This is a genomic window from Burkholderia sp. GbtcB21, from assembly GCF_019091065.1.
GTDB lineage: Bacteria > Pseudomonadota > Gammaproteobacteria > Burkholderiales > Burkholderiaceae > Burkholderia > Burkholderia pyrrocinia_C.
This window is the reverse complement of sequence record NZ_JAGXKA010000009.1, coordinates 1-22,401: the sequence shown is the minus strand read 5'-3', so window position 1 is coordinate 22,401 and position 22,401 is coordinate 1. Positions and strand designations below refer to the sequence as shown.

At 65.9% G+C, this 22,401-nt stretch carries 20 protein-coding genes and 1 tRNA gene; 12 read left to right on the top strand and 9 right to left on the bottom strand.

Annotated elements, in window-relative coordinates; translation table 11 throughout:
- The first annotated feature begins 16 nt into the window (after positions 1-16).
- The 6 genes from KVT39_RS20560 (at position 17) to KVT39_RS20535 (ending at position 9,817) form a co-directional block, all read left to right on the top strand.
- Complete coding sequence (locus KVT39_RS20560; protein WP_105390340.1) at positions 17-874, top strand: ABC transporter permease; 858 nt, start codon at positions 17-19, stop codon at positions 872-874.
- An 88-nt stretch (positions 875-962) separates the two neighbouring features.
- Positions 963-2,330 carry a sensor histidine kinase gene (locus KVT39_RS20555; protein WP_217590169.1) on the top strand — a complete coding sequence of 456 codons (1,368 nt, stop codon included), beginning with the start codon at positions 963-965 and terminating at the stop codon, positions 2,328-2,330.
- A gap of 12 nt (positions 2,331-2,342) precedes the next feature.
- Positions 2,343-3,020: a response regulator gene (locus tag KVT39_RS20550; RefSeq protein ID WP_072442557.1), complete on the top strand. Its 678-nt coding sequence runs from the start codon at positions 2,343-2,345 to the stop codon at positions 3,018-3,020.
- Positions 3,021-3,291: 271 nt separating this feature from the next.
- The gene (locus tag KVT39_RS20545) at positions 3,292-4,422 is read left to right on the top strand and encodes a porin (protein ID WP_105390337.1); all 1,131 of its coding nucleotides are present in this window, start codon (positions 3,292-3,294) and stop codon (positions 4,420-4,422) included.
- 350 nt (positions 4,423-4,772) lie between these two features.
- Positions 4,773-6,791: a site-specific DNA-methyltransferase gene (locus tag KVT39_RS20540; RefSeq protein WP_217590090.1), complete on the top strand. Its 2,019-nt coding sequence runs from the start codon at positions 4,773-4,775 to the stop codon at positions 6,789-6,791.
- Complete coding sequence (locus KVT39_RS20535) at positions 6,791-9,817, top strand: type III restriction-modification system endonuclease (protein ID WP_034183776.1); 3,027 nt, start codon at positions 6,791-6,793, stop codon at positions 9,815-9,817. The genes KVT39_RS20540 and KVT39_RS20535 overlap by 1 nt, the downstream gene beginning before the upstream one ends.
- Positions 9,818-10,202: 385 nt before the next feature.
- On the opposite strand, the gene KVT39_RS20530 is transcribed toward KVT39_RS20535, so the two are convergent.
- The 5 genes from KVT39_RS20530 to egtB all read right to left on the bottom strand — a co-directional run bounded on the left by KVT39_RS20530 (position 10,203) and on the right by egtB (position 13,908).
- Positions 10,203-10,577: a hypothetical protein gene (locus tag KVT39_RS20530; protein WP_217590089.1), complete on the bottom strand. Its 375-nt coding sequence runs from the start codon at positions 10,575-10,577 to the stop codon at positions 10,203-10,205.
- A gap of 205 nt (positions 10,578-10,782) precedes the next feature.
- Positions 10,783-11,037 (bottom strand): glycine zipper 2TM domain protein, encoded by a 255-nt coding sequence (locus tag KVT39_RS20525; RefSeq protein ID WP_034183774.1) that lies wholly within the window; start codon positions 11,035-11,037, stop codon positions 10,783-10,785.
- Positions 11,038-11,074: 37 nt separating this feature from the next.
- Complete coding sequence (locus KVT39_RS20520) at positions 11,075-11,392, bottom strand: hypothetical protein (RefSeq protein ID WP_034183773.1); 318 nt, start codon at positions 11,390-11,392, stop codon at positions 11,075-11,077.
- 295 nt (positions 11,393-11,687) lie between these two features.
- Positions 11,688-12,701: an L-histidine N(alpha)-methyltransferase gene (gene egtD / locus KVT39_RS20515; protein ID WP_217590088.1), complete on the bottom strand. Its 1,014-nt coding sequence runs from the start codon at positions 12,699-12,701 to the stop codon at positions 11,688-11,690.
- Positions 12,685-13,908, bottom strand: a complete 1,224-nt coding sequence (gene egtB / locus KVT39_RS20510; protein WP_217590087.1) for an ergothioneine biosynthesis protein EgtB — start codon at positions 13,906-13,908, stop codon at positions 12,685-12,687. The genes egtD and egtB overlap by 17 nt, the downstream gene beginning before the upstream one ends.
- Positions 13,909-14,459: 551 nt before the next feature.
- On the opposite strand from egtB, the gene KVT39_RS20505 reads away from it, so the two are divergent.
- Together KVT39_RS20505 and KVT39_RS20500 are read left to right on the top strand one after the other, a co-directional pair.
- Positions 14,460-14,936 carry a carboxymuconolactone decarboxylase family protein gene (locus KVT39_RS20505; RefSeq protein WP_217590086.1) on the top strand — a complete coding sequence of 159 codons (477 nt, stop codon included), beginning with the start codon at positions 14,460-14,462 and terminating at the stop codon, positions 14,934-14,936.
- The gene (locus tag KVT39_RS20500) at positions 14,936-15,817 is read left to right on the top strand and encodes a sigma-70 family RNA polymerase sigma factor (protein WP_217590085.1); all 882 of its coding nucleotides are present in this window, start codon (positions 14,936-14,938) and stop codon (positions 15,815-15,817) included. The genes KVT39_RS20505 and KVT39_RS20500 overlap by 1 nt, the downstream gene beginning before the upstream one ends.
- 116 nt (positions 15,818-15,933) lie before the next feature.
- Here the strand turns inward: KVT39_RS20500 and KVT39_RS20495 are convergent, their stop codons facing one another.
- Both KVT39_RS20495 and KVT39_RS20490 read right to left on the bottom strand, forming a co-directional pair.
- Positions 15,934-16,449 carry a DUF2628 domain-containing protein gene (locus tag KVT39_RS20495; protein WP_217590084.1) on the bottom strand — a complete coding sequence of 172 codons (516 nt, stop codon included), beginning with the start codon at positions 16,447-16,449 and terminating at the stop codon, positions 15,934-15,936.
- Positions 16,450-16,768: 319 nt separating this feature from the next.
- A tRNA-Val gene (locus KVT39_RS20490) sits at positions 16,769-16,845 on the bottom strand.
- Positions 16,846-17,410: 565 nt separating this feature from the next.
- Here KVT39_RS20490 and KVT39_RS20485 point away from each other — a divergent pair.
- Together KVT39_RS20485 and KVT39_RS20480 are read left to right on the top strand one after the other, a co-directional pair.
- Positions 17,411-17,692, top strand: coding sequence for a hypothetical protein (locus KVT39_RS20485; protein ID WP_254640579.1), 282 nt, complete (start codon positions 17,411-17,413; stop codon positions 17,690-17,692).
- Positions 17,673-17,999, top strand: coding sequence for a hypothetical protein (locus tag KVT39_RS20480; RefSeq protein WP_217590083.1), 327 nt, complete (start codon positions 17,673-17,675; stop codon positions 17,997-17,999). The genes KVT39_RS20485 and KVT39_RS20480 overlap by 20 nt, the downstream gene beginning before the upstream one ends.
- Positions 18,000-18,813: 814 nt before the next feature.
- Here KVT39_RS20480 and KVT39_RS20475 read toward each other — a convergent pair.
- Complete coding sequence (locus tag KVT39_RS20475) at positions 18,814-19,572, bottom strand: anti-sigma factor (RefSeq protein WP_217590082.1); 759 nt, start codon at positions 19,570-19,572, stop codon at positions 18,814-18,816.
- Positions 19,569-20,090: a sigma-70 family RNA polymerase sigma factor gene (locus tag KVT39_RS20470; RefSeq protein ID WP_217590081.1), complete on the bottom strand. Its 522-nt coding sequence runs from the start codon at positions 20,088-20,090 to the stop codon at positions 19,569-19,571. The genes KVT39_RS20475 and KVT39_RS20470 overlap by 4 nt, the downstream gene beginning before the upstream one ends.
- Positions 20,091-20,247: 157 nt before the next feature.
- Here KVT39_RS20470 and KVT39_RS20465 point away from each other — a divergent pair, with 157 nt between their 5' ends.
- On the top strand, positions 20,248-21,336 hold the full coding sequence (locus tag KVT39_RS20465; RefSeq protein ID WP_217590080.1) for a catalase family peroxidase: 1,089 nt from the start codon (positions 20,248-20,250) through the stop codon (positions 21,334-21,336).
- Positions 21,336-21,866 (top strand): cytochrome b, encoded by a 531-nt coding sequence (locus KVT39_RS20460; RefSeq protein WP_217590079.1) that lies wholly within the window; start codon positions 21,336-21,338, stop codon positions 21,864-21,866. Before KVT39_RS20465 ends, KVT39_RS20460 begins: the two co-directional genes overlap by 1 nt.
- Positions 21,867-22,401: the final 535 nt, after the last annotated feature.

The following is a 22,401-nucleotide window of genomic DNA, read 5'->3' as shown; positions in this document are numbered from 1 at the left end:
CAGCAAGGACAGGAGCATGACCGACATGACGCTTCCCCCCACCGCCCTACCGGCGACGACGCTCGAGGACGACGAGCGCGCCGCGCAACGCCGGCTGCGCCGCCGGCGCAACCTGATCGTCACGCTGCGAATCGCCGTGCTCGTGATCGTGCTGGGCGGGTGGGAACTCGCCGCACGGCTCAAATGGATCGATCCGTTCTTCTTCTCGATGCCGTCGCTGATCTTCGCGCAGCTCCAGGACTGGTTCGCGAACGGCACGTCGCAGGGCCCGCTGCTCACGCAGGTATGGGTCACGCTCGAGGAAACCGGCATCGGCTTCGTGATCGGCTCGGTTGCCGGCGTGATCTGCGGGATCGTGCTCGGCCGCAACAAGCTGATGGCCGACGTGTTCGGCCTGTATATCCAGATCGCGAACTCGATTCCGCGCGTGGTGCTCGGCTCGATCTTCGTGATCGCGCTCGGCCTCGGGATGGCGTCGAAGATCGCGCTGGCCGTCGTGATGGTGTTCTTCGTCGTGTTCGGCAACGCGTTCCAGGGCGTGCGCGAAGCCGACCGCTACCTGATCGCGAACGCGCAGATCCTCGGCGCGTCGCGCCGGCAGATCACCACGGCGGTCGTGATCCCGTCCGCGCTGAGCTGGATTCTCGCGAGCCTGCACGTGAGCTTCGGCTTCGCGCTGGTCGGCGCGGTCGTCGGCGAATTCCTGGGTTCCAAGCAAGGCATCGGCCTGCTAATCTCCACCGCCCAGGGCGCGTTCAACGCGAGCGGCGTGTTCGCGGCGATGATCGTGCTGGCCGTGGTCGCGCTGGCCGCCGACTACCTGCTGACCTGGCTCGAGAAGCGGCTCTTGAAGTGGCGCCCCGCCGCGTTCTGAACGCAGCGTCCGGACGCCTGACATGACACTCCCGACCGCGCCGGCGACCCCGGCGCGGTTCGGCATTTCGGAGAAGGAGCGCAACAGGATGGCGCACAGCCTGCGCGGACGGCTGCTGTGGTGGCTGCTGCTGCCGCTCGCGGTGTTCGTGCTGATCGCGGGCGCGATGTCGTACGACACCGCGCGGACCACGGCCGGGCTCGTGCAGGACAGCGCGCTCGTCGCGTCCGCGCGCACGATCGGCGAGGACGTCGAATGGCGCAACGGGCGGCCGGTTGCCGACGTGCCGCCGGCCGCGCTGGAGATCTTCGAATCGCCGTCGCAGGATTCGGTGTTCTACAAGGTGATCGACGGCCACGACCGCCTGCTGGCGGGCACGCCGGCGCTCGCCGTACCCGCACGGCACGGCATCGAGCCGACGCTGTACGACACGTCGCTCGACGGCGTGCCGCTGCGCGCGGCGGCCTACGATCGCCAGCTTTACGACGAGGGGCAGATCGAGACGGTCACGGTCGTCGTCGCGAAGACGACGCGCTCGCGCAACGCGATGGTCGCCACGATCTGGCGGCCGCAGCTCGTGCGCCTGTCGCTGATGCTGATGCTCGCGGTGGTGCTCGTCTACCTCGGCCTCACCTTCGAGCTGCGCCCGCTGATGAAGCTGAAGGACGATGTCGCCGACCGCGGGCCGATGGAGCTGGAGCCGATCCGCCCCGAGCGGCTGCAGCACGAGCTGCGGCCGATCGTCGACGCGATCAACCAGTGCATCGCGCGGCTCAATACGCATACGGCCACGCAGCGCCGCTTCATCGCGGATGCCGCGCACCAGTTGCGCACGCCGATCGCGGTGCTCGACACGCAGATCCAGTACGCGCAGCGGCGCGGCCACGACGATGCGGAACTCGCGTCGGTGCTCGACAGCATGCAGCGCAGCAGCCGCAAGATGGCCGACGTGACCGACAAGCTGCTGCTGCTCGCGCATGCGGAAGCGACGCCGTCGACGCTCTTGACCCATCGCGTCGATCTCGCGGCCGTGGTGTCGAGCGTGCTCGAGGAAACGATCGTGCTCGCGCAGCGGCGCGACATCGACCTCGGCGCCGATCTCGGCGAGCGGCTCGACGTCGCGGGCAGCGACAGCCTGCTGACCGCGCTGGTGATGAACCTCGTCGACAACGCGGTGCGCTACACGCAGCCGGGCGGCTGCGTGACGGTCGCCGCGCGGCGCGACGGCGACGCGATCGTGCTCGACGTGATCGACAACGGCCCCGGCATTCCAGCCGAGGCGCGGCCGCACGTGTTCAAGCGCTTCTACCGCGTGTCGGCCGACACCGAGGGCTCGGGCCTCGGGCTCGCGATCGTCCGCGAGATCGCGCAGGCGCACGGCGGCAGCGTGTCGCTTGCGCCGGGGCCCGGCAATCGCGGTATTGTCGTAACCGTACGGCTGCCCGCCTACGATTGAAGAGATGTCGTCATGAAACTCCTGCTGGTCGAAGACAACGCCGAACTCGCGCACTGGATCGTGAACCTGCTGCGCGGCGAGGATTTCGCGGTCGACAGCGTCGGCGACGGCGAACGCGCGGACACGGTGCTGAAGACCGAACGCTACGACGCGGTGCTGCTCGACATGCGGCTGCCCGGCATCAGCGGCAAGGAAGTGCTCGCGCGGCTGCGGCGGCGCAACGACAACGTGCCGGTGCTGATGCTGACCGCGCATGGCTCGGTCGACGACAAGGTCGACTGCTTCGGCGCGGGCGCCGACGATTACGTCGTGAAGCCGTTCGAGTCGCGCGAGCTGGTTGCGCGGATTCGCGCGCTGATCCGCCGGCAGGCCGGCGTCGGCACGACGCAGCTCGTGTGCGGCGATCTCGTCTATGCGTTCGGCACGCGCGAATTCCGCTGCGGCGAAACCGTGCTCGCGCTGCGCCGCCGCGAGCATGCGATCCTCGAAACGCTGATGCTGCAGCAGAACAAGACGGTGTCGAAGGCGCGGCTGATGGACAGCGTGTTCGCGCTCGACGACGAGCCGAGCGCCGACGCGATCGACATCTACATCCACCGGCTGCGCAAGCATCTCGCGGGCAGCACGGCCGAGATCATCACGCTGCGCGGGCTCGGTTACATCCTGCGTGCGAAAAGCGCGCACGACTGACGGGCGTTCCTCCTCGCCCCCGAACATCGATTCGTAGCACGAAACGTTACCGGAAACCCGGCGGGCGCGCGTCTGCACGCCTGTACCATCCGCGATGGTTGCGCGTTCGGTGTTTTCACCGATCCGATTCTTGCGTCGGGGAAAGCGTCGTGAAGGATTGCACCCTCTACGATGCTACGCGTCGGCCCTCTCGCTGTGGCCGGCAAGAGTCGGCATACATTGCGTACTGCCAACGACCAGATTCCAATGCGGCAGCTCGGAGGAGACGATCTTGAAACGAAAAACCCTTGCCCTTTCCATCGCGGCGGCAGGCCTGTGCGCCGGCACCCAAGCGCATGCGCAGTCGAGCGTGCAGCTCTACGGCCTGATGGACCTGAGCTTTCCGACCTACCGGACCCACGCCGATGCGAACGGCAAGCACGTGATCGGCATGGGCAACGAAGGCGAGCCGTGGTTCAGCGGCAGCCGCTGGGGCCTGCGAGGCGCCGAAGACATCGGCGGCGGCACGAAGATCATCTTCCGCCTCGAAAGCGAATTCGTGGTCGCGAACGGCCAGATGGAAGACGAAGGCCAGATCTTCGACCGCGACGCGTGGGTCGGTGTCGAGGACGAACGTTTCGGCAAGCTGACGGCCGGCTTCCAGAACACCATCGCGCGCGACTCGGCGGCGATCTACGGCGACCCGTACGGCTCCGCGAAGCTGTCGACCGAGGAAGGCGGCTGGACCAACTCGAACAACTTCAAGCAGATGATCTTCTACGCGGCCGGCCCGACCGGCACGCGCTACAACAACGGCATCGCGTGGAAGAAGCTGTTCGGCAACGGCATCTTCGCGAGCGCCGGCTACCAGTTCAGCAACTCGACGCAGTTCGCGACCGGCTCCGCGTACCAGGTCGCGCTCGGCTACAACGGCGGCCCGTTCAACGTGTCGGGCTTCTACAACCACGTGAACCACGGCGGCTTCAGGAACCAGACGTTCTCGGTCGGCGGCAACTACACGTTCGACATCGTGCGCCTGAATGCCGGCTACTTCCGCTACAACGGCGACCAGGGCTCGCTCGGCCAGCGCCACGACGATTCGTGGACGGTGTCGATGAAGATCGCGCCGAAGGGCGCGCTCGACTACGAGCTCGGCTACCAGCAGATGCGCGTCAAGAACGCCGCGAACAACGCGGACGGCTTCACGCCGAACGCGAACCTCGGCGCGTTCAGCCTGACCAACGGCGTCGCCAACGGCTTCAAGGAGACGATCTACGGGTCGGTGTTCTACCACCTGAGCAAGCGCACCGAGGTGTACCTGGCCGGCGACTACATGAAGCTGCATGGCGGCTACACGGCGGCGTCGACGTTCGGCGCGAAGAACCAGCTCGAACTGACTTCGGGCATCCGTACGCGTTTCTGATCCCGGGGCCGGCCATCCGGTGCGGGGCCCATCGGGCCCCGCCGTACCTTCCGTCCGGGATTCTCCATGCGGGCACGCCGGCGCTTTGCGCCGACCGTGCCCTTTTTTCGTCCTTTCCGGACTGCCGCCGGACGCCCGCGCAGCGGCCGACGGCCGGTCCGGGCGACAACGGGCCCGAAACCGCTTGCGGCCCGTCCGGCGGGCGATCGCGGCCGATGCACGTACGTTCGGCCCACATCGGCGCTTGACCTGCGCCGACCGACTCGCTAGCGTTTCGGGTTTGCCCGGGCGGCCATTGCCGCCAGTGCCGTGAGCGCGCCCGACGTCCTGGCGCGCACGGCCGGGCTCCGATGGAAAAGACGATGCAGAAACTCGATGCGGCCAGCCCGCAGGCGATGTCGACGGATTTCACCGCCGACAACGTCGCGCGCCTGAAGGCGCTGTTCCCCGAACTCGTGACCGAAGGCCCCGACGGCGCGTCGGTCGACGTCGACGTGCTGAAGGCGCTGATCGGCGAACGCACGGTCGGCGACGCCGACGAGCGCTACGGCTTCCACTGGCACGGCAAGCGCAGCGCGCGCCAGGCCGCGCTGACGCCGTCGACGGGCACGCTGCGCCCCTGCCCCGACGACAGCGTCGCGTGGGACGACACGCGCCATCTCGTGATCGAGGGCGACAACCTCGACGTGATGAAGCTGCTGCACAAGAGCTACGCGGGCAAGGTGAAGCTCGTCTACATCGACCCGCCGTACAACACGGGCAGCGATTTCGTCTATCCGGACGACTTCAGCGACAGCATCCGCCACTACCTGGCGATGACCGGGCAGACCCAGGGCGGCGCGAAGCGCAGCACCAACACCGAGGCGAACGGCCGGTTCCACACCGACTGGCTGAACATGATGTATCCGCGCCTGAAGCTCGCGCACGCGCTGCTGTCCGACGAAGGGCTGATCGCCGTGCACATCGACGAGCACGAAGTGCATGCGCTGGTGCTGATGCTGCGCGAGATCTTCGGCGAGGAGAACGAGCTCGGCGTCGCCGTGTGGGACAAGCGCAACCCGAAGGGCGACGCGCGCGGTGTCGCGTACCAGCACGAATCGCTGGTGCTGTTCGCGCGCAATGCCGAGACGCTGCTCGAACAGGCGCCGCTCAAGCGCCCGAAGCGCAATGCGCAGCGCATGCTCGACGCCGCGCATGACGCGGTGTACCGCAGCGGCAACCCGAAGGACGCGCAGAAGGCATACCGCGCGTGGATGAAGGCGCAGACCAACCTGTCCGGCGGCGAAGTGATGTACGACCGGCTGTCGGAAGACGGCCGCGTGTACCGCCTCGTGTCGATGGCGTGGCCGAACAAGAAGAAGGCGCCGGAAGAATATTTCACGCCGCTGATCCACCCGGTCACCGGCAAGCCGTGCGCGATGCCGGCGCGCGGCTGGCGCAACCCGCCCGCGACGATGCAGGCGCTGATCGAGCGCGGCCAGATCGAATTCGGCGCGGACGAAAGCACGCAGCCGCAGCGGATCTACTATCTCGACGAGAACATGTACGAGAACGTGCCGTCGGTGCTGCCGTTCGCCGGCTCCGACGACGCGCTGCTGAAGACGCTCGGGATCCCGTTCGACCAGCCGAAGCCGGTCGATTTCGCGGCGGCCGTGATCGGCTGGTGCACGCGCGGCGACGACATCGTGCTCGACTGCTTCGCGGGCTCCGGCTCGACCGGCCACGCGGTGATGCAGGTGAACGCGACCGACGGCGGCGCGCGCCGCTACGTGATGGTGCAACTGCCCGAGGCGCTCGATCGCCGCGACAAGACGCAGCAGGGCGCCGCCGATTTCTGCGCGAAGCTGAAGAAGCCCGCGACGCTCGCCGAAATCACCAAGGAGCGCCTGCGCCGCGCCGCGCAGCAGGTCGCGCGCGACTATCCGGAAAGCTATGGCGACCTCGGCTTCCGCGTGTACCGGCTCGACACGACCAACGTGATCGAGTGGGACCCGCGCCGTGACGACTTCGACCACGCGCTGTTCGCGTCCGTCGAGCACGTGAAGACCGGCCGCACCGAGGATGACCTGCTCGCCGAGCTGACGCTGAAGCTCGGCCTCGACCTGTGCACGCCGGTCGAGCATCACCAGATCGCCGGCAAGACCGTGCACCTGATCGGCCGCTCGATCGTCGCGTGCTTCGACGCGCGCATCTCGCGCGACGACGCTGGCCCGCTTGCCGACGGCATCGTCGAATTGCTCGACGCGACCGGCGCGTCGCATGACGTCACGTGCCTGTTCCGCGACAGCGGCTTCGTCGACGACGTCGCGAAGCTCAATCTCGCCGCGCTGCTCGAACAGCACGGCGTGAAGCGCGTGCGGAGCCTGTGATGCGGCTGCATTTCGAAGCGGATCTCGACTACCAGCGCGACGCGATCGACGCCGTCTGCGACCTGTTTCGCGGCCAGGAATCGTATCGCGGCGACTTCAGCGTGCTCGCGAACGCCGCGCCCGGCACCACGGCCGCAGCTCAAGGCTCGCTCGGCTTCGCGGTATCGGAACAGGGCGTCGGCAACCGGCTGTCGCTGACCGACGACGCGCTCGCGCGCAATCTCGCCGACGTGCAGTTGCGCGGCGGGCTGCCGCCGTCCGGCCTGCCCGGCTCGCGCGACTTCACCGTCGAGATGGAGACCGGCACCGGCAAGACCTACGTGTACCTGCGCACGATCTTCGAGCTGAACCGCCGCTACGGCTTCACGAAGTTCGTGATCGTCGTGCCGTCGATCGCGATCAAGGAAGGCGTGCACAAGACGCTCTCGATCACCGAGGATCACTTTCGCGCGCTGTACGCGGGCGTGCCGTACGACTACTTCCTGTACGACTCCGCGAAGCTCGGCCAGGTGCGCCACTTCGCGGCGAGCGCGGCGATCCAGATCATGGTGATGACGGTGGCCGCGATCAACAAGAAGGAAATCAACAACCTCTACAAGGACAGCGAGAAGACCGGCGGCGAGAAGCCGATCGACCTGATCCGCGCGACGCGGCCGATCGTGATCGTCGACGAGCCGCAGAGCGTCGACGGCGGGCTAGAAGGGCGCGGCCGCGAAGCGCTGGCCGCGATGGCGCCGCTCTGCACGCTGCGCTATTCGGCGACGCACGTCGACCGTCACCACATGGTGTACCGGCTCGACGCGGTCGACGCGTACGAGCGCAAGCTCGTCAAGCAGATCGAGATCGCGTCGGCGATCGTCGAGGATGCGCACAACAAGCCATACGTGCGGCTCGTCGGCGTGTCGAACCGGCGCGGCGCGATCAGCGCGCGCGTCGAGCTCGACGTCGCGACGGCGGCCGGCGTGAAGCGCCAGATCGTGTCGGCCACCGACGGCGACGATCTCGAACGCCTGACCAAGCGCGCGCTATACGCGGGGCTGCGGATCGGCGAAGTGCATGCGCTGAAGGGTGCCGAATACGTCGAGCTGCGCCATCCGGAAGGCGAGGCGTTCCTGTCGCTCGGCGAGGCATTCGGCGACATCGACACGCTCGCGGTGCAACGCGAGATGATCCGCCGCACGATCCGAGAACATCTCGACAAGGAGCTGCGCCTCGCGGAGCGCGGCGTGAAGGTGCTGTCGCTGTTCTTCGTCGATTCGGTCGAGCGCTATCGCCGCTACGACGAAAACGGGATGCCCGTGAAGGGCGATTACGCGCTGATCTTCGAAGAGGAATATGCGCGCGCGGCGCGCGTGCCGGCCTACCGGGCGCTGTTCGACGGCGTCGACGTCGCGCTCGAAGTCGGGCGCGCGCACAACGGCTACTTCTCGATCGACCGCAAGGGCGGCTGGACCGATACGAGCGAGAGCAGCGCCGCGGCCCGCGAGAACGCGGAGCGCGCGTACGGCCTCATCATGCGCGAGAAGGAAGCACTGCTGTCGTTCGACACGCCGCTGAAGTTCATCTTCTCGCACTCGGCGCTGAAGGAAGGCTGGGACAACCCGAACGTGTTCCAGATCTGCACGCTGCGCGACATCCAGACCGAACGCGAGCGCCGCCAGACGCTCGGCCGCGGGCTGCGCCTCGCCGTCGACCAGGACGGCGAACGCGTGCGCGACGCGGGCGTGAACACGCTCACCGTGATCGCGACCGAACGCTACGAGTCGTTCGCGGAAAACCTGCAGAAGGAAATCGAGGCCGATACGGGCATCCGTTTCGGGATCGTCGAGGAGCACCAGTTCGCGGCGCTGCCCGTGCAGGAAGGCGACGGGCCCGCGCATGCGCTCGGCATCGAGCTGTCGCGCGTGCTGTGGACCCATCTGCACGAGCAGGGCTACGTCGACGCGCAGGGCAAGGTGCTCGACCGGCTGAAGGATGCGCTGCGCCAGAGCGCGCTCGTGCTGCCGGGTGCGTTCGAGATGCTGCGCGCGCCGATCGTCGCGACGCTGCGCAAACTGTCGGGCCGCTTCGCTGTGCGCAACGCGGACGAGCGCCGCGCGATTGCACTGCGGCGCGATGCATCGGGCAAGGCCGTCGTGTTCGGCGAGGATTTCCGCGCGCTGTGGGACCGCATCCGTCATCGCACCGTGTACCGCGTCGAGTTCGACAACGCGAAGCTCGTGCGCGACTGCGCGGCCGCGTTGCACGACGCGCCGGACATCGCGCGTGCGCGGCTGCAGTGGCGCAAGGCCGAGATCGACATCGGCAAGGCCGGCATCGAGGCGATCGAGGTGGCCGGCGCCGGCACGGTGCTGATCGACGAAGGCGAGCTGCCGCTGCCCGACCTGCTCACCGAACTGCAGGACCGCACGCAGCTCACGCGCCGTTCGCTCGCGACGATCCTGGCCGACAGCGGCCGGCTCGACGATTTCCGCGTGAATCCGCAGCAGTTCATCGCGGTCGCGGCCGATGCGATCAACCGCTGCAAGCGGCTCGCGCTCGTCGCGGGCATCGCGTACCGCAAGCTCGGCGAGCGCCACGTGCATGCCCTCGAATCGTTCGAGAGCGAGGCGCTGACCGGCTATCTGCGTAACCTGCGGCCCGATGCGCGAAAGTCGATCCACGAAGCGGTCGTGTGCGAGACGGACGCGGAGCGCGCGTTCGCCGATGCGCTCGAGGCGCACGACGGCGTGAAGCTGTACGCGAAGCTGCCCGCGTGGTTCCGCGTGGCGACGCCGCTCGGCAGCTATCACCCGGACTGGGCCGTGCTCGCGGAACAGGACGGCGGCGAGCGGCTGTACTTCGTCGTCGATACGCCGAATGCGGACGGCAACGTGCCGAGCGAGCACGAGCGCGCGAAGCTCGCGTGCGGTGAAGCGCATTTCCGTGCGCTGGTGGACGGCGACGGCGCGGCGCGGTTCGTGCGCGTCAGGCAGGCGGACGCGTTGTTCGAACCCGCGGCGCCGCTGGCGGGCGCCGGGCGCTGAAACGAAGGGCGGCGAAGGGGGGCGATGAGCCGCCCCAGACGGCTGACGAACCCCACGTTTTTCGGAGCGTGGGGTTTTTGTTTTTCCGGGAACGGGCTCGGAGGTTGCGCAGAGCGAGCAGATCGATCTGCCGCGCAAACGGCTCACGAGGCGCAGCTTTTTTTCATGGATCAGGCCGTGCGCGGCACCCGTGCGATGTCCGCTACCGGCGTCGATTTCCCGTTTGTTATCCGCGTGAAAGCGATTCGTATTCTCGCGCGTTTGCGGCGCGGTTACGGCTGGTTGCAAATCGGGTCGGCACGATGTTTTTGCGCGACAGCGGCATTGCGTTGCCGCAATGAAAAAGGGCGCCGAAGCGCCCTTCCATCGCATTTGCGTGCCGTGCTTACAGCGTGCGGCCGAATGCGTTGCGATGCGAATGATGCGTGGACGTCGACGCATGCGCGGTATGGCCATGCGTATGCCCGTGCGTGTGACCGTGGCCCGGCTGCGTGCCGGCGCGATCGGCGATCGTATCGGAGCGGTCCGCCGCGCGCGCCAGGCCCTTGTCGCGGTCGCCCGCGTGCACGCTGTTCGAGTTGCTCAGCGCCGAGCCGCTCATGTGGCCAGCGGACATGCCGCCCGCGTTGCCGCCGGAGCCGCCTGCGCCATGACCGCCGCCGTTGCCACCGCCATTGCCGCCGGCGGCCGCATACGCGGAAACCGTGCCGAGCGCGAGCAGCGCGGCGGTCAGCACGGACAGGTATCGTTGATGTTTCATCTTGTGCTCCCTGGAGCGCGTTTGTGTGATTGCATTCTAGGAACGCGCACGATTCGCGCCACACCACGTTGTAAATGATCGTAACGATGCGCGCGGCATGCATTCATCAGATCAATCCGGATGGCGCCGCCATCCTGTCATGCGTAAACGGGGAAACGAAGCAGGCGGGCGCGGCGCCGCAGCGCCGCCCCGGTAACGATTGCGCTTACTGTGCCGGCTGCATGCCCTGCACGGCGGCCTTGTGCTGCGCGGCCTGCTCTTGCGCGTGCTTCTTCGCCATGTGGTGGCCGACGATACAGCCGCCGACCGCACCGGCGACGGCGTGGTGCCCGGCGTAGTGGCCGGCAACACCGCCGACCACCGCGCCCTTCATGCAGCCCGCCGCGTGCGCGCTGCCGATCGTTGCGAGCGCAACGATGGCGGCGGTCGCGCACAGCCTGATGTGTCGAATGGGCATCATGTGTTCACACTCCTCTTGTATTGATTATTCGAACCGCTTAATCCCAGCGGCCGCCGCGCCAGCCGCCGCGATCGCGCCACTCGTGCTCGCGCCATTCACGGCGACGCCACTCGTGTTCGCGCCATTCGCGCTCACGCCAGCCATCGCCGCGCCAGCCATCGCGCCAACCGTCGCCGCGATAGCCGACCGGTGCATACATGACCGGCGGGGGCGGAGCCACGTAGACGGGCGCCGGCGCCGCGTAGACGCCCGGCACGCCGATGCCGACCGACAGGTCGACGTGGGCCGATGCGACGCCCGAAGCTGCCAGCGCCGCTACACCAAGAACTGCACCGAGAATAAGTTTCTTGCTCATCTCGCGACTCCCTGCACGTGTCGTGCTTCATGTGAATACGGTTCGGAGTCTAGGCACGGGGCGCCGACACAGGTGAAACGGGTATGCGAGACCGGTAACGGGCGTTTACGGCGATCCGCAAAGCCTTGCGGGACAAGGAAGAGGCGGCATTCCAGGCACCGTTGCAACGGCGCATCGAGCCGGTAAAAAGGGGATTTTCGGTACGAAACCGGACGATCGGAGCGCGCCGGAGTGCTCGGCGTGCCCGGAATACGAACCGCCCGCACCGTGCGCGGGCGGTTCGCCGGAGCGCGCGTTACGCGCGGATATCGTCGACGCTGCGCAGCCAGTGCACGCTGAACAGGTTGTCCGCGTCGGTCCACACGGTATCGGGCTCGAATCCTGCGCGGCGCGCGATCGCATGGAAGCCGTCGATCGTGAACTTGTGCGAGTTCTCCGTGTGGATGCGCTCGCCGGCCTCGAAGCGGAACGCATGGCCGCGCACGTGCACCGTCTGCGCGAGGTCGCTGACCAGATGCATCTCGATGCGCTGCCGTTCGCGATCGTAGAACGCGCAATGCGAGAACGCGTCGAGATCGAAGTCCGCGCCGAGCTCTGCGTTCGCGCGCGCGAGCAGGTTCAGGTTGAACTGCGCGGTCACGCCCTGCGCGTCGTTGTACGCGTGATGCAGCGTGCGCTCGTCCTTCACGAGATCGGCGCCGACCAGCAAGCCGCCGCCGCGCAGCAGTCGCGCGGCATCGCGCAGGAACGCGTCGGCCTCTTCCGGCGAGAAGTTGCCGATCGTCGAGCCGGGAAAGAAACCGATGCGCCGCCGCGGCGTCTCGGTCAGCTCGGCGAGTTGCTCGGCCTTCGTGTAGTCGGCCGCGATCGGCGCGACGTCGAGCCACGGATAGGCCGAACGCAGCCGCGCGGCCGCGCCGTGCAGGTAGTCGGCCGAGATGTCGACCGGCACGTAGCGCGCCGGCGCGTTCGCGTAGTTGCCCGCGAACGCGTCGAGCAGCACGCGGATCTTCTCGAGCGAGCCCGCGCCGAATTCGACGATGTCCGCATGCGGGCCCACGCGCCGCACGATCTCCGCCGCGCGATCGCGCAGGATGCCGAGCTCGGTGCGTGTCGGGTAGTACTCGGGCAGCTCGCAGATGCGGTCGAACAGCGCGGAACCGGCCGCATCGTAGAAGTATTTCGGCGGAATGTTGCGCGGCGTGCGCGACAGTCCGTCGATCAGGTCGCGCTCGAACGCGCTCGGCCGCGAATCGCGGGCGGGTTGCTGGCCACCGCTCTTGGCCGTGAGGTCAGACGTCTCGCGCAAGTCGCACCCCCATGAATTGCCAGCGCGCGGCCGGCGGAAAGAAATTGCGGTACGTCGGCCGTTCGTGCCCGGGCGGCGTCGCGATGCTGCTGCCGCGCAGGACCTGCTGGCCGACCATGAACTTGCCGTTGTATTCGGCCGCGACACCCGCGAGCGGTCGAAAGCCCGGATACGGCTCGTAGGACGAGCGCGTCCACTGCCACACGTGCCCGAGCATCTGCCTGATGCCGTCCGCGGCGAACGCGGCTTCCCATTCGAACTCGGTCGGCAGCCGCGCGCCGGCCCATTCCGCATACGCGGCCGCTTCGTAGAAGCTCACGTGACACACCGGTGCATCGGGCGCGAGCGGTTCGACGCCGTGCAGGCCGAACGTGCGGCGCACGCGCGTGGCGGCCGCATCGTCGTCGTCGGGCATCCAGTACGCAGGGCCTTGCCACCCTTCCCGCTGCACCGTGGCCCAGCCGTCGGACAGCCAGAATTCTGGGCGTGTGTAGCCGCCGTCGGCGACGAACGCCGCGAATTCCGCATTCGTCACGAGGCGGTTCGCGATCTCGTATGGCCGTATGAGCGCCGTATGGCGCGGCCGTTCGTTGTCGAACGAGAACGCATCGCCGTCGTGGCCGATCTCGACGAGCCCGCCCGGCTGGTGCAGCCAGTGCTGCGCGCCGGCATCGCCCGCGGCCATCGCGTCGCCGTCGACCCCGTTGCGTGGCCGGAACGCCGGCTTCAGCGGGTTGCACGAGAACGCATGCAGCATGTCCGTGACGATCAGCTCCTGGTGCTGCTGCTCGTGATGCAGGCCGAGCTCGACCTCGGGCGCGATCACCTCGAGCAGCGCCGGATCGGCACCGGCCAGCGCGCGCAGCATCGCTTCGTCGATGTGCTGCCGGTACGCGTGCACCTCGTCGAGCGACGGCCGCGTGAGCAGCCCGCGCTGCGGCCGCGGATGGCGCGGGCCGAGCGCTTCGTAATAGGAATTGAAGAGGAACTGGAATGCGTCGTTGAACGGCGCGTAGCCGGGCACGCGGCGCATCAGCACGACGGTCTCGAAGAACCAGGTCGTATGCGCGAGGTGCCATTTCGTCGGGCTCGCGTCGGGCATCGACTGCACGGCCTGGTCTTCGGCGGACAGCGTCGCGGTCAACGCGACACTATGGGTGCGCACATCCTGGAAACGGCGCTGAAGCTGTGATGCAAGGAGGCTCATCGGTTTACCGTTCACGTCGCGATTCGCTGCGTTGCGTTGCCGGAAAAGGGAAAGCCTTGCGCATGATGCGCGCGGCTGACGTGCGACCTGCTGCTGCGTCGTCGGGCAGCCGGCGCGCGCGCCGGGCCGCAGATGCGGCTTCACTTCATCTGCCCGTGCAGAACAGTATGGTCTAGAAATGTGAATGCTGCGAATCGGGATGCGGATGAAACGTGATCGAAAGAAAAATGAAAGCATTGGCCGTGAGCGTGTCGCATGCGTGACAGACCGTCGATGCGTGCTGGAGCCCTGCGTTGCGAGGCAGCGCAACGCGCATGCCGGCGGTTGCGGCTACTGACGACCCATGACATCCGCGCGGCGATCGTGACGGCTCGGTGACGCGTGGGGTTCTCGTCTGACAAACGCCGTCACGTCGTTCTGTCGTTCGTGGTCGTCGGCACCCTGCTGACCCGCGTTCCCGCGCGCTTCAGAAAAATTTTTTGCGTCGATGTCACACACGCGGGGGGCTCGCTCGTCATATCACCGGAACCCACACGAAAGGAGAAGGAACCATGACTGCGAAACTCAATCCGTTTGCCGCCGCGCCCGCGCTGATGAAGAACTGGATGACCGTGTCGGTCGCCGCCGCCGGGAGCCTCGAGCCGACGCTGATCGAGCTGGTCAAGATCCGCGCATCGCAGATCAACGCGTGCGCGAACTGCATTAACATGCACACCGCCGAGGCGTGCGAGCAAGGCGAGACCGAGCAGCGCATCTACCTGCTGTCCGCGTGGCGCGAAGCGCCCTGCTACACCGACCGCGAACGCGCGGCGCTCGGCTGGACCGAAGCGCTCACGCGGCTGTCCGAGGGCCACGCCGCGCACGAAGCCGCCTATGCGGCGCTGAACGACCACTTCAGCCAGGAGGAACAGGTGAAACTCACGCTGATGATCAACGTGATCAACGGCTGGAACCGGCTCGCTGTCGGCTTCGGGCTGTGGATCGAGCCGGCCGACGCGAAGGCCGCTGCCGCGAAGATGGTGGCCTGATGACGAACCTCGATCCGGCCAGGGGCAGCGCCGAAGAACGGGCCGACGCGGCCGCGAGCTTCGACCCGCTGCGCCGCACGCTGATTCGCGTCGCGTACCGGATGCTCGGTTCCGTCGCGGATGCCGAGGACATGGTGCAGGAGGCGTTCATCCGCTGGATGGACGTCGACCGTACCGAGGTGCGCGTGCCCGAGGCGTTCCTGCGCCGCATGGTGATGCGCATGTGCCTCGACCAGCTGAAGTCCGCGCGGCACCAGCGCGAGACCTATATCGGCCCGTGGCTGCCCGAGCCGGTCGTCGAGGAAGACGAACAGGAAGACGTCACGCTGCCGCTGCTGCTCGCGCTCGAACGGCTCTCGCCGCTCGAACGTGCGGCGTTCCTGCTGCACGACGTGTTCGGCCTCGAGTTCGATGAAGTTGCGACGACGATCCAGCGCGACCCGGCCGCATGCCGGCAGCTCGCCGCGCGGGCCCGCACGCACGTGCGCGAGGCGCGGCCGCGGTTTCATGTAGAGAAGCAGCGCGGGATCGAGCTGGCCGAGGCGTTCTTCGCGGCATCGCGCAGCGGCGACATGCGCGCGCTCGGCGCGATGCTCGCCGAGGACGTGAGCCTGCATTCGGACGGCGGCGGCAAGCGCTCGGCTGCGGGCAAACCGGTGTTCGGCTTCGAGCACGTGATGAAGGTGCACGAATACCTGGCCGAGCTGTTCGCCACGCATGCGTCGAAGCTCGTGCGGGCCGGGTTCATCAACGGGTTGCCGGGTTTCGTTACGCTGGAATCGGATGGTGAGCTGCAGACGACGGCGCTCGAGATCGAGGACGGGAAGATCGTCGCGATCTATGTCGTGCGGAATCCTGACAAGTTGAAGCATTTGCATTGAGTGCGGCGCGGGGGGGCGTCGCGTGTCGTGCACGTGTGCGATGTTGCCCTCCGCCCGCTTTTCGCCCGCCTCTTCCTGCTTCTCCGCCCTGCTTTGCCGATCGTCGGTTGTCGCTGTTACTGCGTCGCGACCACGACGTTGTGGATCATGACCATCAGTAAACCGAGCAGCGGCGTCGCGATGGCGAACCCGGTCGCCGCAAGCCAGTTCGTGCCGCCTTGCGCCTCCAGCAGCGCGAGAAACGATTGGTTCGACGTCGCGTTCGGGCGCAGCTTTTCGATGTTGCGTTCGACGTGCGTCTTGTAGATACCGTTCCCGCACCAGCCGAGCGCAACTGCGATCCCGATGGTGATCGGGTCGAGCGTGCTCGATTCGAAGTATTTCGGGAAGTACAGCAACTCGACCAGCGTGATGCCGAGCGTGACGCCCAGCACGGCGGCCGCCTGCCAATACATGCATCGATACGCCATCCAGACCGGGCCCAGGAAGCACGCTGCCCAGTTCCAGGACTGCCGGTTCTTGCGCGATGCGGCGATCTCCCACTTTCGCTCGAACCACGCGGCTTTCTTGCCGACGTAAGCGGCGATTTCGTCGTTGCTCGCGGACGATGCGGTGGTCGTGACCTCGGACATGGTCGTTTGCTCTCAGTCGCGCGGATCGCGCGTTGTAGTTTTGATGCGGTTTTGATGCGGTTTGGATGCGCCGGAAATCGGGCGGCTTGCGGTGCAGCGCGCTTCGATGCGCACACGATTCTACTCGGTGTGTATCGCGGGTCGGGATGCCGATGAGGATGCGATGCCGTGGATCGCGTGCAACGCATCGGGGGCAACATGCGTTGTTTCGGCCGGAAAAAGAAAAACGCCACGCGAAGTTGCCGCGTGGCGTTTGTCTGTTTGGCGAGCCGGATTGCCTGTAGGCAATTCGCGCTGCCGACCCCTTCATTTTGTTCGTTGGTAGGCTCGATTGGATTCGAACCAACGACCCCCACCATGTCAAGGTGGTGCTCTAACCAACTGAGCTACGAGCCTAAGAAGCCGCGAATTATAGAGACGGTTTTCGCAGAGCACAAGCCCCTTCGTGAAAATTTTTTGAATCGAGAGGCGTGTGGTCTTGCTGGTTGCTGCGCGTGCCCGATGTCTGGTGTCACAGCGAAACGCGTCGGCACCGCGAGGTTATCCACACGCCCCTCTGGATAACCGTCCTGCAAGCCTCTGGATTCACAGTGGAGCGATTGAGGATATGTCGTCGCGGCTGTGAATCGACGAAAAGTTGTTCTGTGCTCCGCGGAGCTGTTCACGTGACACGCCCATGGTTATGCATCCTGCTTCGTGTTGAAAATTCAGTGCGTTACGGAGGTTATCCACTGTGAGGCACAGGGCTTGTTAACTATCACTACGTATATATACGAACCCTGTTAACACCTTTGGATAAGCACAGTCCGCCGACTGTGATCCGCGCAGGATATGCACTGCGTGCGGTGAACGGATAGACGAAGCGGCAAGCTGTGACGCGCATCGGATGATGCGCGAACCACTGTATCTGTAGAATCGCCGGCATTCAGGATACGAAGGCCTGGCGCACAGGCTCACGGCAATGACCGATTCTTCGTTAACCCGGCTCGACGCGCTCGATATCGATGCCGTCGTACACCGGATGCAGCAACACCCGAGCGACATCGTGTTCGAGCAACGCGTGTCGATCTCCGAAGCCGAAGTGCTGTGTAGCCGCTACAAGGGCGAACGATTAAACGTGAAGTTCGATCTCGACTATGGGGTGTTTGTCGATCGCGTCGGCCAACTGTCCGGCGAAGACATCGCGGAGATCGTCGGATGGCTCACTCTGGGCGAGGCGATCGATGAAGACACCCGTCAATGAGGCGCTTGTGATGGATATTGCCGGCGATGTCGCTGTTGTCGTGACGGATGTGGCAGCCGTCGTCGAGGTGCTGGTGCGGCTGGGCTTCGCTCGACATTCCGATCGCTGGGAACGCGCGATCGTGGACGATGACGATCGCCGCTCGCTCGTTGCCGCGCTTGTCGATCTCGACGCATTGTTTTCCGCAGGCCGTGACTGGAGCCCGCAAGCGCTCGTCGAGTATTACCGCGACATCGGTGTCGTGCGACGTGGGTACCGTTCGATTGCGTGGCGCAGTCCGGAGCAATACGTCGTCGAACAGCATTGATGCGATGCTCATATCGCGGCAATACCGATGATGTGCTCGTGACGCGAACGTGCTCAGCCTTCGTTTGTGGATAACCGGTGCGCGAAACGATTCCGAACGCTGTTCACCCAGTTGGTGAGCGTGCGTTCGGATCGCAAGCTGGGCTCGGATTCCGGCGAACTCGAATGACTGTCGATCGAGTTGTTTTCCAAGACGTAATCGAGCGCTGAAAGTCCATCGCCGTTCTTGCCGCTGTCGGTAGGCGGCATGTGGACAACCCGCACGCCAATCCAGTCGAATCTCTGTGCATTGGATGGGTGAGCGTCTTGTTTTCGACAAGGAGGATCACACCGAATGCCTTGTTTGGCGGGCTTTTTGCCCGAATCGATCGGATGACGTGGAGAATTCGCGGGCGACGCCCCAAGGTTGAATGCGTTGTGGATATCCAGGAGCCAACGAACTCGAAACCCTGTGCGCTCAACCGGTGAGAGCAATCGAACCCGGCGCAGGCATTCGTTTTACCGCAAGGGTTGTGGATATCGAAGCCCCAAAACAACCCGAAACGCTGTGCCCACCAAAGGTGAGCAAGTCGACCGATGATAGCCCGTGGCTTCGCCATGATCGATGTGGATATCCTGTTCCGCAGCGACTCGAAACCCTGTGATTTCAAAGGCGAGGGTGCCGAACGCGTTTCGATGTGGACAACAGACCAGCAAAGTCACTCGAAACGCTGTGCATTCGAGCGGTGAACGTGAGCACGCTCAAGCCAGCCAAGCCGCACCGCGCAGCGCGCTAGCGCCCGCCAACGGCTCCAGCGCGGCGCGCATCGTACCACTCAAGTCTGCTGATCGAGCGCCTGCACGACCGCCTTCTCCCCAAGACTCCCGGCCGGCCCGACCACCGCATAGTTGAGCCCGTTCGCCGACCCATACCGTGCCAGCAACGCACCATCCACACGTTGCCCGGCCGGCAGCAGCCGATGTGCCGATTCCGCCGGCCGGAGATAGAAGCTCAGCGTTCGCCCGGCACCGTCCTCATAGAGCACCATCGCAGCCGTGCCTCCACTGTCCGTCGTGAACAACCGTCCGCCGACCGGCCTGAACCCCGCCGCGCTCAAATCCGGCAGCCGTGCCGAAGCCCCGACGCGCCGGGTGAGCCACCCCTGCAAATCGCCCGCACCCGTCGGCCGGTAATCCACCTTCGCCGTCTGATCGACCACCATCATCTTGTAAGCCTCGACCGCATCGCTCATCGGCGCGACAGCCGGCGCCGCGTTCCACCCGCGCGCCTGCCACCCGCCGAACGTTCCCAGCCCGACGCAGAACACGAACGAAGCCGCCATCGCAAACCGCATCCGCGTGCGTTCCGCCCGCCGTGCGCGAATCGACGCCGGATCGAGCGCGGGGTTATCCGCCGGCATCCGCACGCTCTCCAGCGCCGCCCTCAACCGCTGCGCATCCTGCTGCCATCGCTTCACCTGTTCCGCACGCTCCGGATGCAGCGCGAGATAACGCTCGACCGCGGCGCGCGCATCGTCGTCGAGCTGGCCGTCGACATAGGCCTGAAGGTCGTGTTCGTTCGGAGGCGTGTTCATTTCTTCATCAATCGCAGAGAAGGAGCGGGAAGCTCGCCGTCGCTGAGCTGGCGCAGCGCCTGGCGCGCGCGGGAGAGCCGCGACATCACGGTGCCGATCGGCACGTCGAGTAGGTCGGCGACTTCCTGATAGGTGAAGCCCTCGATCGCGACGAGCAGCAGCAGGCTGCGCTGCTCGTCGGAGAGCCGGCCGAACGCTTCGAGCGTCGCGCGCGCCGCGAATTCGCGTTCGGCGGACGGCCAGTGTGCTTCGTCGTCATCGCGGATGCGGCCGAGCAGCCACGCGTAGCGCTTCGCGCTGCGTTTGCCGTCGAGAAACTGCCGGTAAAGGATCGTGAAGAGCCAGCTGCGCAGCGACGCGTCGTCGCGGCGGCTCGTCCAGCGCGACAGCGCGCGCTCGAGCGTCGACTGGACGAGATCGTCGGCCGCGTGGACGTCGCGCGCCAGCCAGAGCGCGAAGCGTCGCAGCCTGGGGAGGAGTTCGCGCAACGCGTCGTCGTCGAGGGCGGTGGAGGGCATGGCCGGGCCGGTTGCCGAAAGGGTCGAGATGCCGCGTAGGACGTCGGTCCGCGTCGATTATTCCATCAAGCATAGGAAAAAAATTTTCGTGGAATAAAGCGGTGCGGGTGGCGTCCTACGCGGGTTCGACAATGATCTGACGATCGGGAGTGCATCCATGAAGCAATCTTCCTCTTCTTCGCCGCAGCGCGAGCCCGGGCGCGGATGGTGGCGCTGGGCCGTGATCGGCGGCGCGGTGGCCGGCGTGGCCGTCGCGTTCGGGTATGTCGGCGGGTGGTTCGCGCCGGCGCGTCTGACCCCGCAGCGGCTCGTCGACGCGCTGCAGACCAACAGCGGCATCCATCCGGGCTACCGGCGCAATCACGCGAAGGGCGTGTGCGTGACCGGTTACTTCGAAGGCAACGGGGCCGCGAGTGCGTATTCGGTCGCGCCGTTCTTCAAGGCGGTGCGCACGCCGGTGGTCGGGCGCTTCGCGCTGCCGGGCGGGAATCCGTATGCGCCCGACAGCAGCGTGCCGATCCGCAGCCTCGCGCTGAAGCTCACCGCGCCTGACGGCGAGCAATGGCGGACCGGGATGAACGCGATGCCCGTGTTTCCGGTGGCGACGCCGCAGGTGTTTTATCAGCTGACGGTGGCGACCCGGCCCGATCCGAAGACGGGCAAGCCCGATCCGGCGAAGGCGAAGGCGTTCTTCGGCGCGCATCCGGAGACGGCCGCGTTCCTGCAGTGGGTGAAGGGTGCGAAACCGAGCGCGAGTTACGTCACCGAGAGTTATTACGGGCTGAACGCGTTTTACTTCGTCGACGCGGCGGGCAAGCGGCAGGCGGTGAGGTGGCGCGTCGTGCCGGAGCAGACGGCCGGCGCCGGGGACGTCGCGACGGCCGCGGATCCGAACGTGTTGCAGCAGGACGTGACGCAGCGCATCGCGGCGGGTGCGCAGAAGTGGAAGCTGCTGGTCACCCTGGCGGAGGCCGGCGATCCGGTGGACGACGCGACGAAGGTCTGGCCCGCGCAGCGGACGACGATCGATGCGGGCACGCTCGTGCTCGATCGCGTGGAGGCGCAGGACAGCGGGCCGTGCCGCGACGTGAATTACGACCCGACGGTGCTGCCGCAGGGGATTCAGGTGTCGGGGGATCCGTTGCTGGCGGCGCGCTCGGCGGCTTATGCGGATTCGTATCTGCGGCGGACCAGTGAAGAGGCTGGCGTGGCGGGGGTGGCCAAGTTGAGTTCGGAGGGGCGGTGATGAAGATTTCTACGACGTTTAGTCTGCCGGCGAGGGTGCTGCATTGGGTGATGGCCGCGATGATCGTCGCGATGCTGTTTATCGGGGTGGGGATGGTTTCGTCCGTCTCCGAGCGGCATGCGGTTCTGGTGGCGATTCATAAGCCGCTGGGTGTCGCGGTGCTGGTGCTGGTTTGCGTGCGGATCGTGGTGCGTTTTTTGTCGAAGCCGCCGGCGTTGCCCGAGGATCTGCCGTGGTGGCAGAAGGTTGCCGCGCATGGGTCGCATCTCGTGCTCTATGCGCTGATGATCGCGATGCCGCTGATCGGGTGGGCGATGCTTTCGGCCGGCGGGTATCCGGTGACGCTGGGCGATGGGGTGCAGTTGCCGGCGCTTGTTTCGGCCGACCCGGTGACGTTCGCCTGGCTCAGGGTCGCGCACCGGGTGCTGGCTTACTTGTTCTTCGCTACGTTCCTCGCGCACTTCGCGGCCGCGCTGTATCACGGGTTGATTCGTAGGGATGGCGTGGTGAGGGCGATGGTGGGGCGGTGAGCGACGGAGGGTTGGGTTCGATACGGCGGGACTGTTCACGGGCGACCGAGGCGACTCCTGCCGTGTCGCTTATATATGACCACCAGGGAGGCTCAGCGGCCCCCGGCACTGCATGTCAAAAATATTTCACAAAGGGGGTTGCGGAGATCGGGGCAGGTGCTTAGAATCTCGCCTCTTTCGCGCTAACGGAAACACGGCGCGGGGGAAGAAGGGAAGCGGTGCTGTTGAGGTCGGTTATAGCGACCCTGGCGCACACGAAATTAAACCGCAGTCGTCGTAACGAAGTAGTTAAAAAAGTTATTGACGAATTTTAAAAAACGGTTAATAATCTCGCTTCTCTGCTGCTGAAAACGCAGCGCTGCTGAGAAACACAATGTTCCTCGCAGAAATGTTCTTTAAAAATTAACAGCCGATAAGTGTGGGCGCTTGATGGAAGCGAGCTGATCTTCGGATCAGATAGCGAAAGTATCAAGAGTCTCACACTAAAGTAAGTCAGGTTTATGAAGCAATTCATATTCCTGTCAGCTTTGAGTGA

Excerpts from the sequence above, each read along its gene's own strand:
- KVT39_RS20460 (WP_217590079.1), top strand. The coding sequence starts at position 21,336 with ATGAAGATTTCTACGACGTTTAGTCTGCCGGCGAGGGTGCTGCATTGG.
- KVT39_RS20505 (WP_217590086.1), top strand. The coding sequence starts at position 14,460 with ATGACTGCGAAACTCAATCCGTTTGCCGCCGCGCCCGCGCTGATGAAG.
- egtB (WP_217590087.1), bottom strand. The coding sequence starts at position 13,908 with ATGAGCCTCCTTGCATCACAGCTTCAGCGCCGTTTCCAGGATGTGCGC.
- KVT39_RS20520 (WP_034183773.1), bottom strand. The coding sequence starts at position 11,392 with ATGAGCAAGAAACTTATTCTCGGTGCAGTTCTTGGTGTAGCGGCGCTG.
- KVT39_RS20465 (WP_217590080.1), top strand. The coding sequence starts at position 20,248 with ATGAAGCAATCTTCCTCTTCTTCGCCGCAGCGCGAGCCCGGGCGCGGA.
- KVT39_RS20480 (WP_217590083.1), top strand. The coding sequence starts at position 17,673 with ATGAAGACACCCGTCAATGAGGCGCTTGTGATGGATATTGCCGGCGAT.
- KVT39_RS20475 (WP_217590082.1), bottom strand. The coding sequence starts at position 19,572 with ATGAACACGCCTCCGAACGAACACGACCTTCAGGCCTATGTCGACGGC.
- KVT39_RS20495 (WP_217590084.1), bottom strand. The coding sequence starts at position 16,449 with ATGTCCGAGGTCACGACCACCGCATCGTCCGCGAGCAACGACGAAATC.
- KVT39_RS20485 (WP_254640579.1), top strand. The coding sequence starts at position 17,411 with ATGACCGATTCTTCGTTAACCCGGCTCGACGCGCTCGATATCGATGCC.
- KVT39_RS20525 (WP_034183774.1), bottom strand. The coding sequence starts at position 11,037 with ATGATGCCCATTCGACACATCAGGCTGTGCGCGACCGCCGCCATCGTT.
- KVT39_RS20530 (WP_217590089.1), bottom strand. The coding sequence starts at position 10,577 with ATGAAACATCAACGATACCTGTCCGTGCTGACCGCCGCGCTGCTCGCG.
- KVT39_RS20470 (WP_217590081.1), bottom strand. The coding sequence starts at position 20,090 with ATGCCCTCCACCGCCCTCGACGACGACGCGTTGCGCGAACTCCTCCCC.
- KVT39_RS20550 (WP_072442557.1), top strand. The coding sequence starts at position 2,343 with ATGAAACTCCTGCTGGTCGAAGACAACGCCGAACTCGCGCACTGGATC.
- KVT39_RS20535 (WP_034183776.1), top strand. The coding sequence starts at position 6,791 with ATGCGGCTGCATTTCGAAGCGGATCTCGACTACCAGCGCGACGCGATC.
- KVT39_RS20555 (WP_217590169.1), top strand. The coding sequence starts at position 963 with ATGGCGCACAGCCTGCGCGGACGGCTGCTGTGGTGGCTGCTGCTGCCG.
- KVT39_RS20560 (WP_105390340.1), top strand. The coding sequence starts at position 17 with ATGACCGACATGACGCTTCCCCCCACCGCCCTACCGGCGACGACGCTC.
- KVT39_RS20540 (WP_217590090.1), top strand. The coding sequence starts at position 4,773 with ATGGAAAAGACGATGCAGAAACTCGATGCGGCCAGCCCGCAGGCGATG.
- KVT39_RS20500 (WP_217590085.1), top strand. The coding sequence starts at position 14,936 with ATGACGAACCTCGATCCGGCCAGGGGCAGCGCCGAAGAACGGGCCGAC.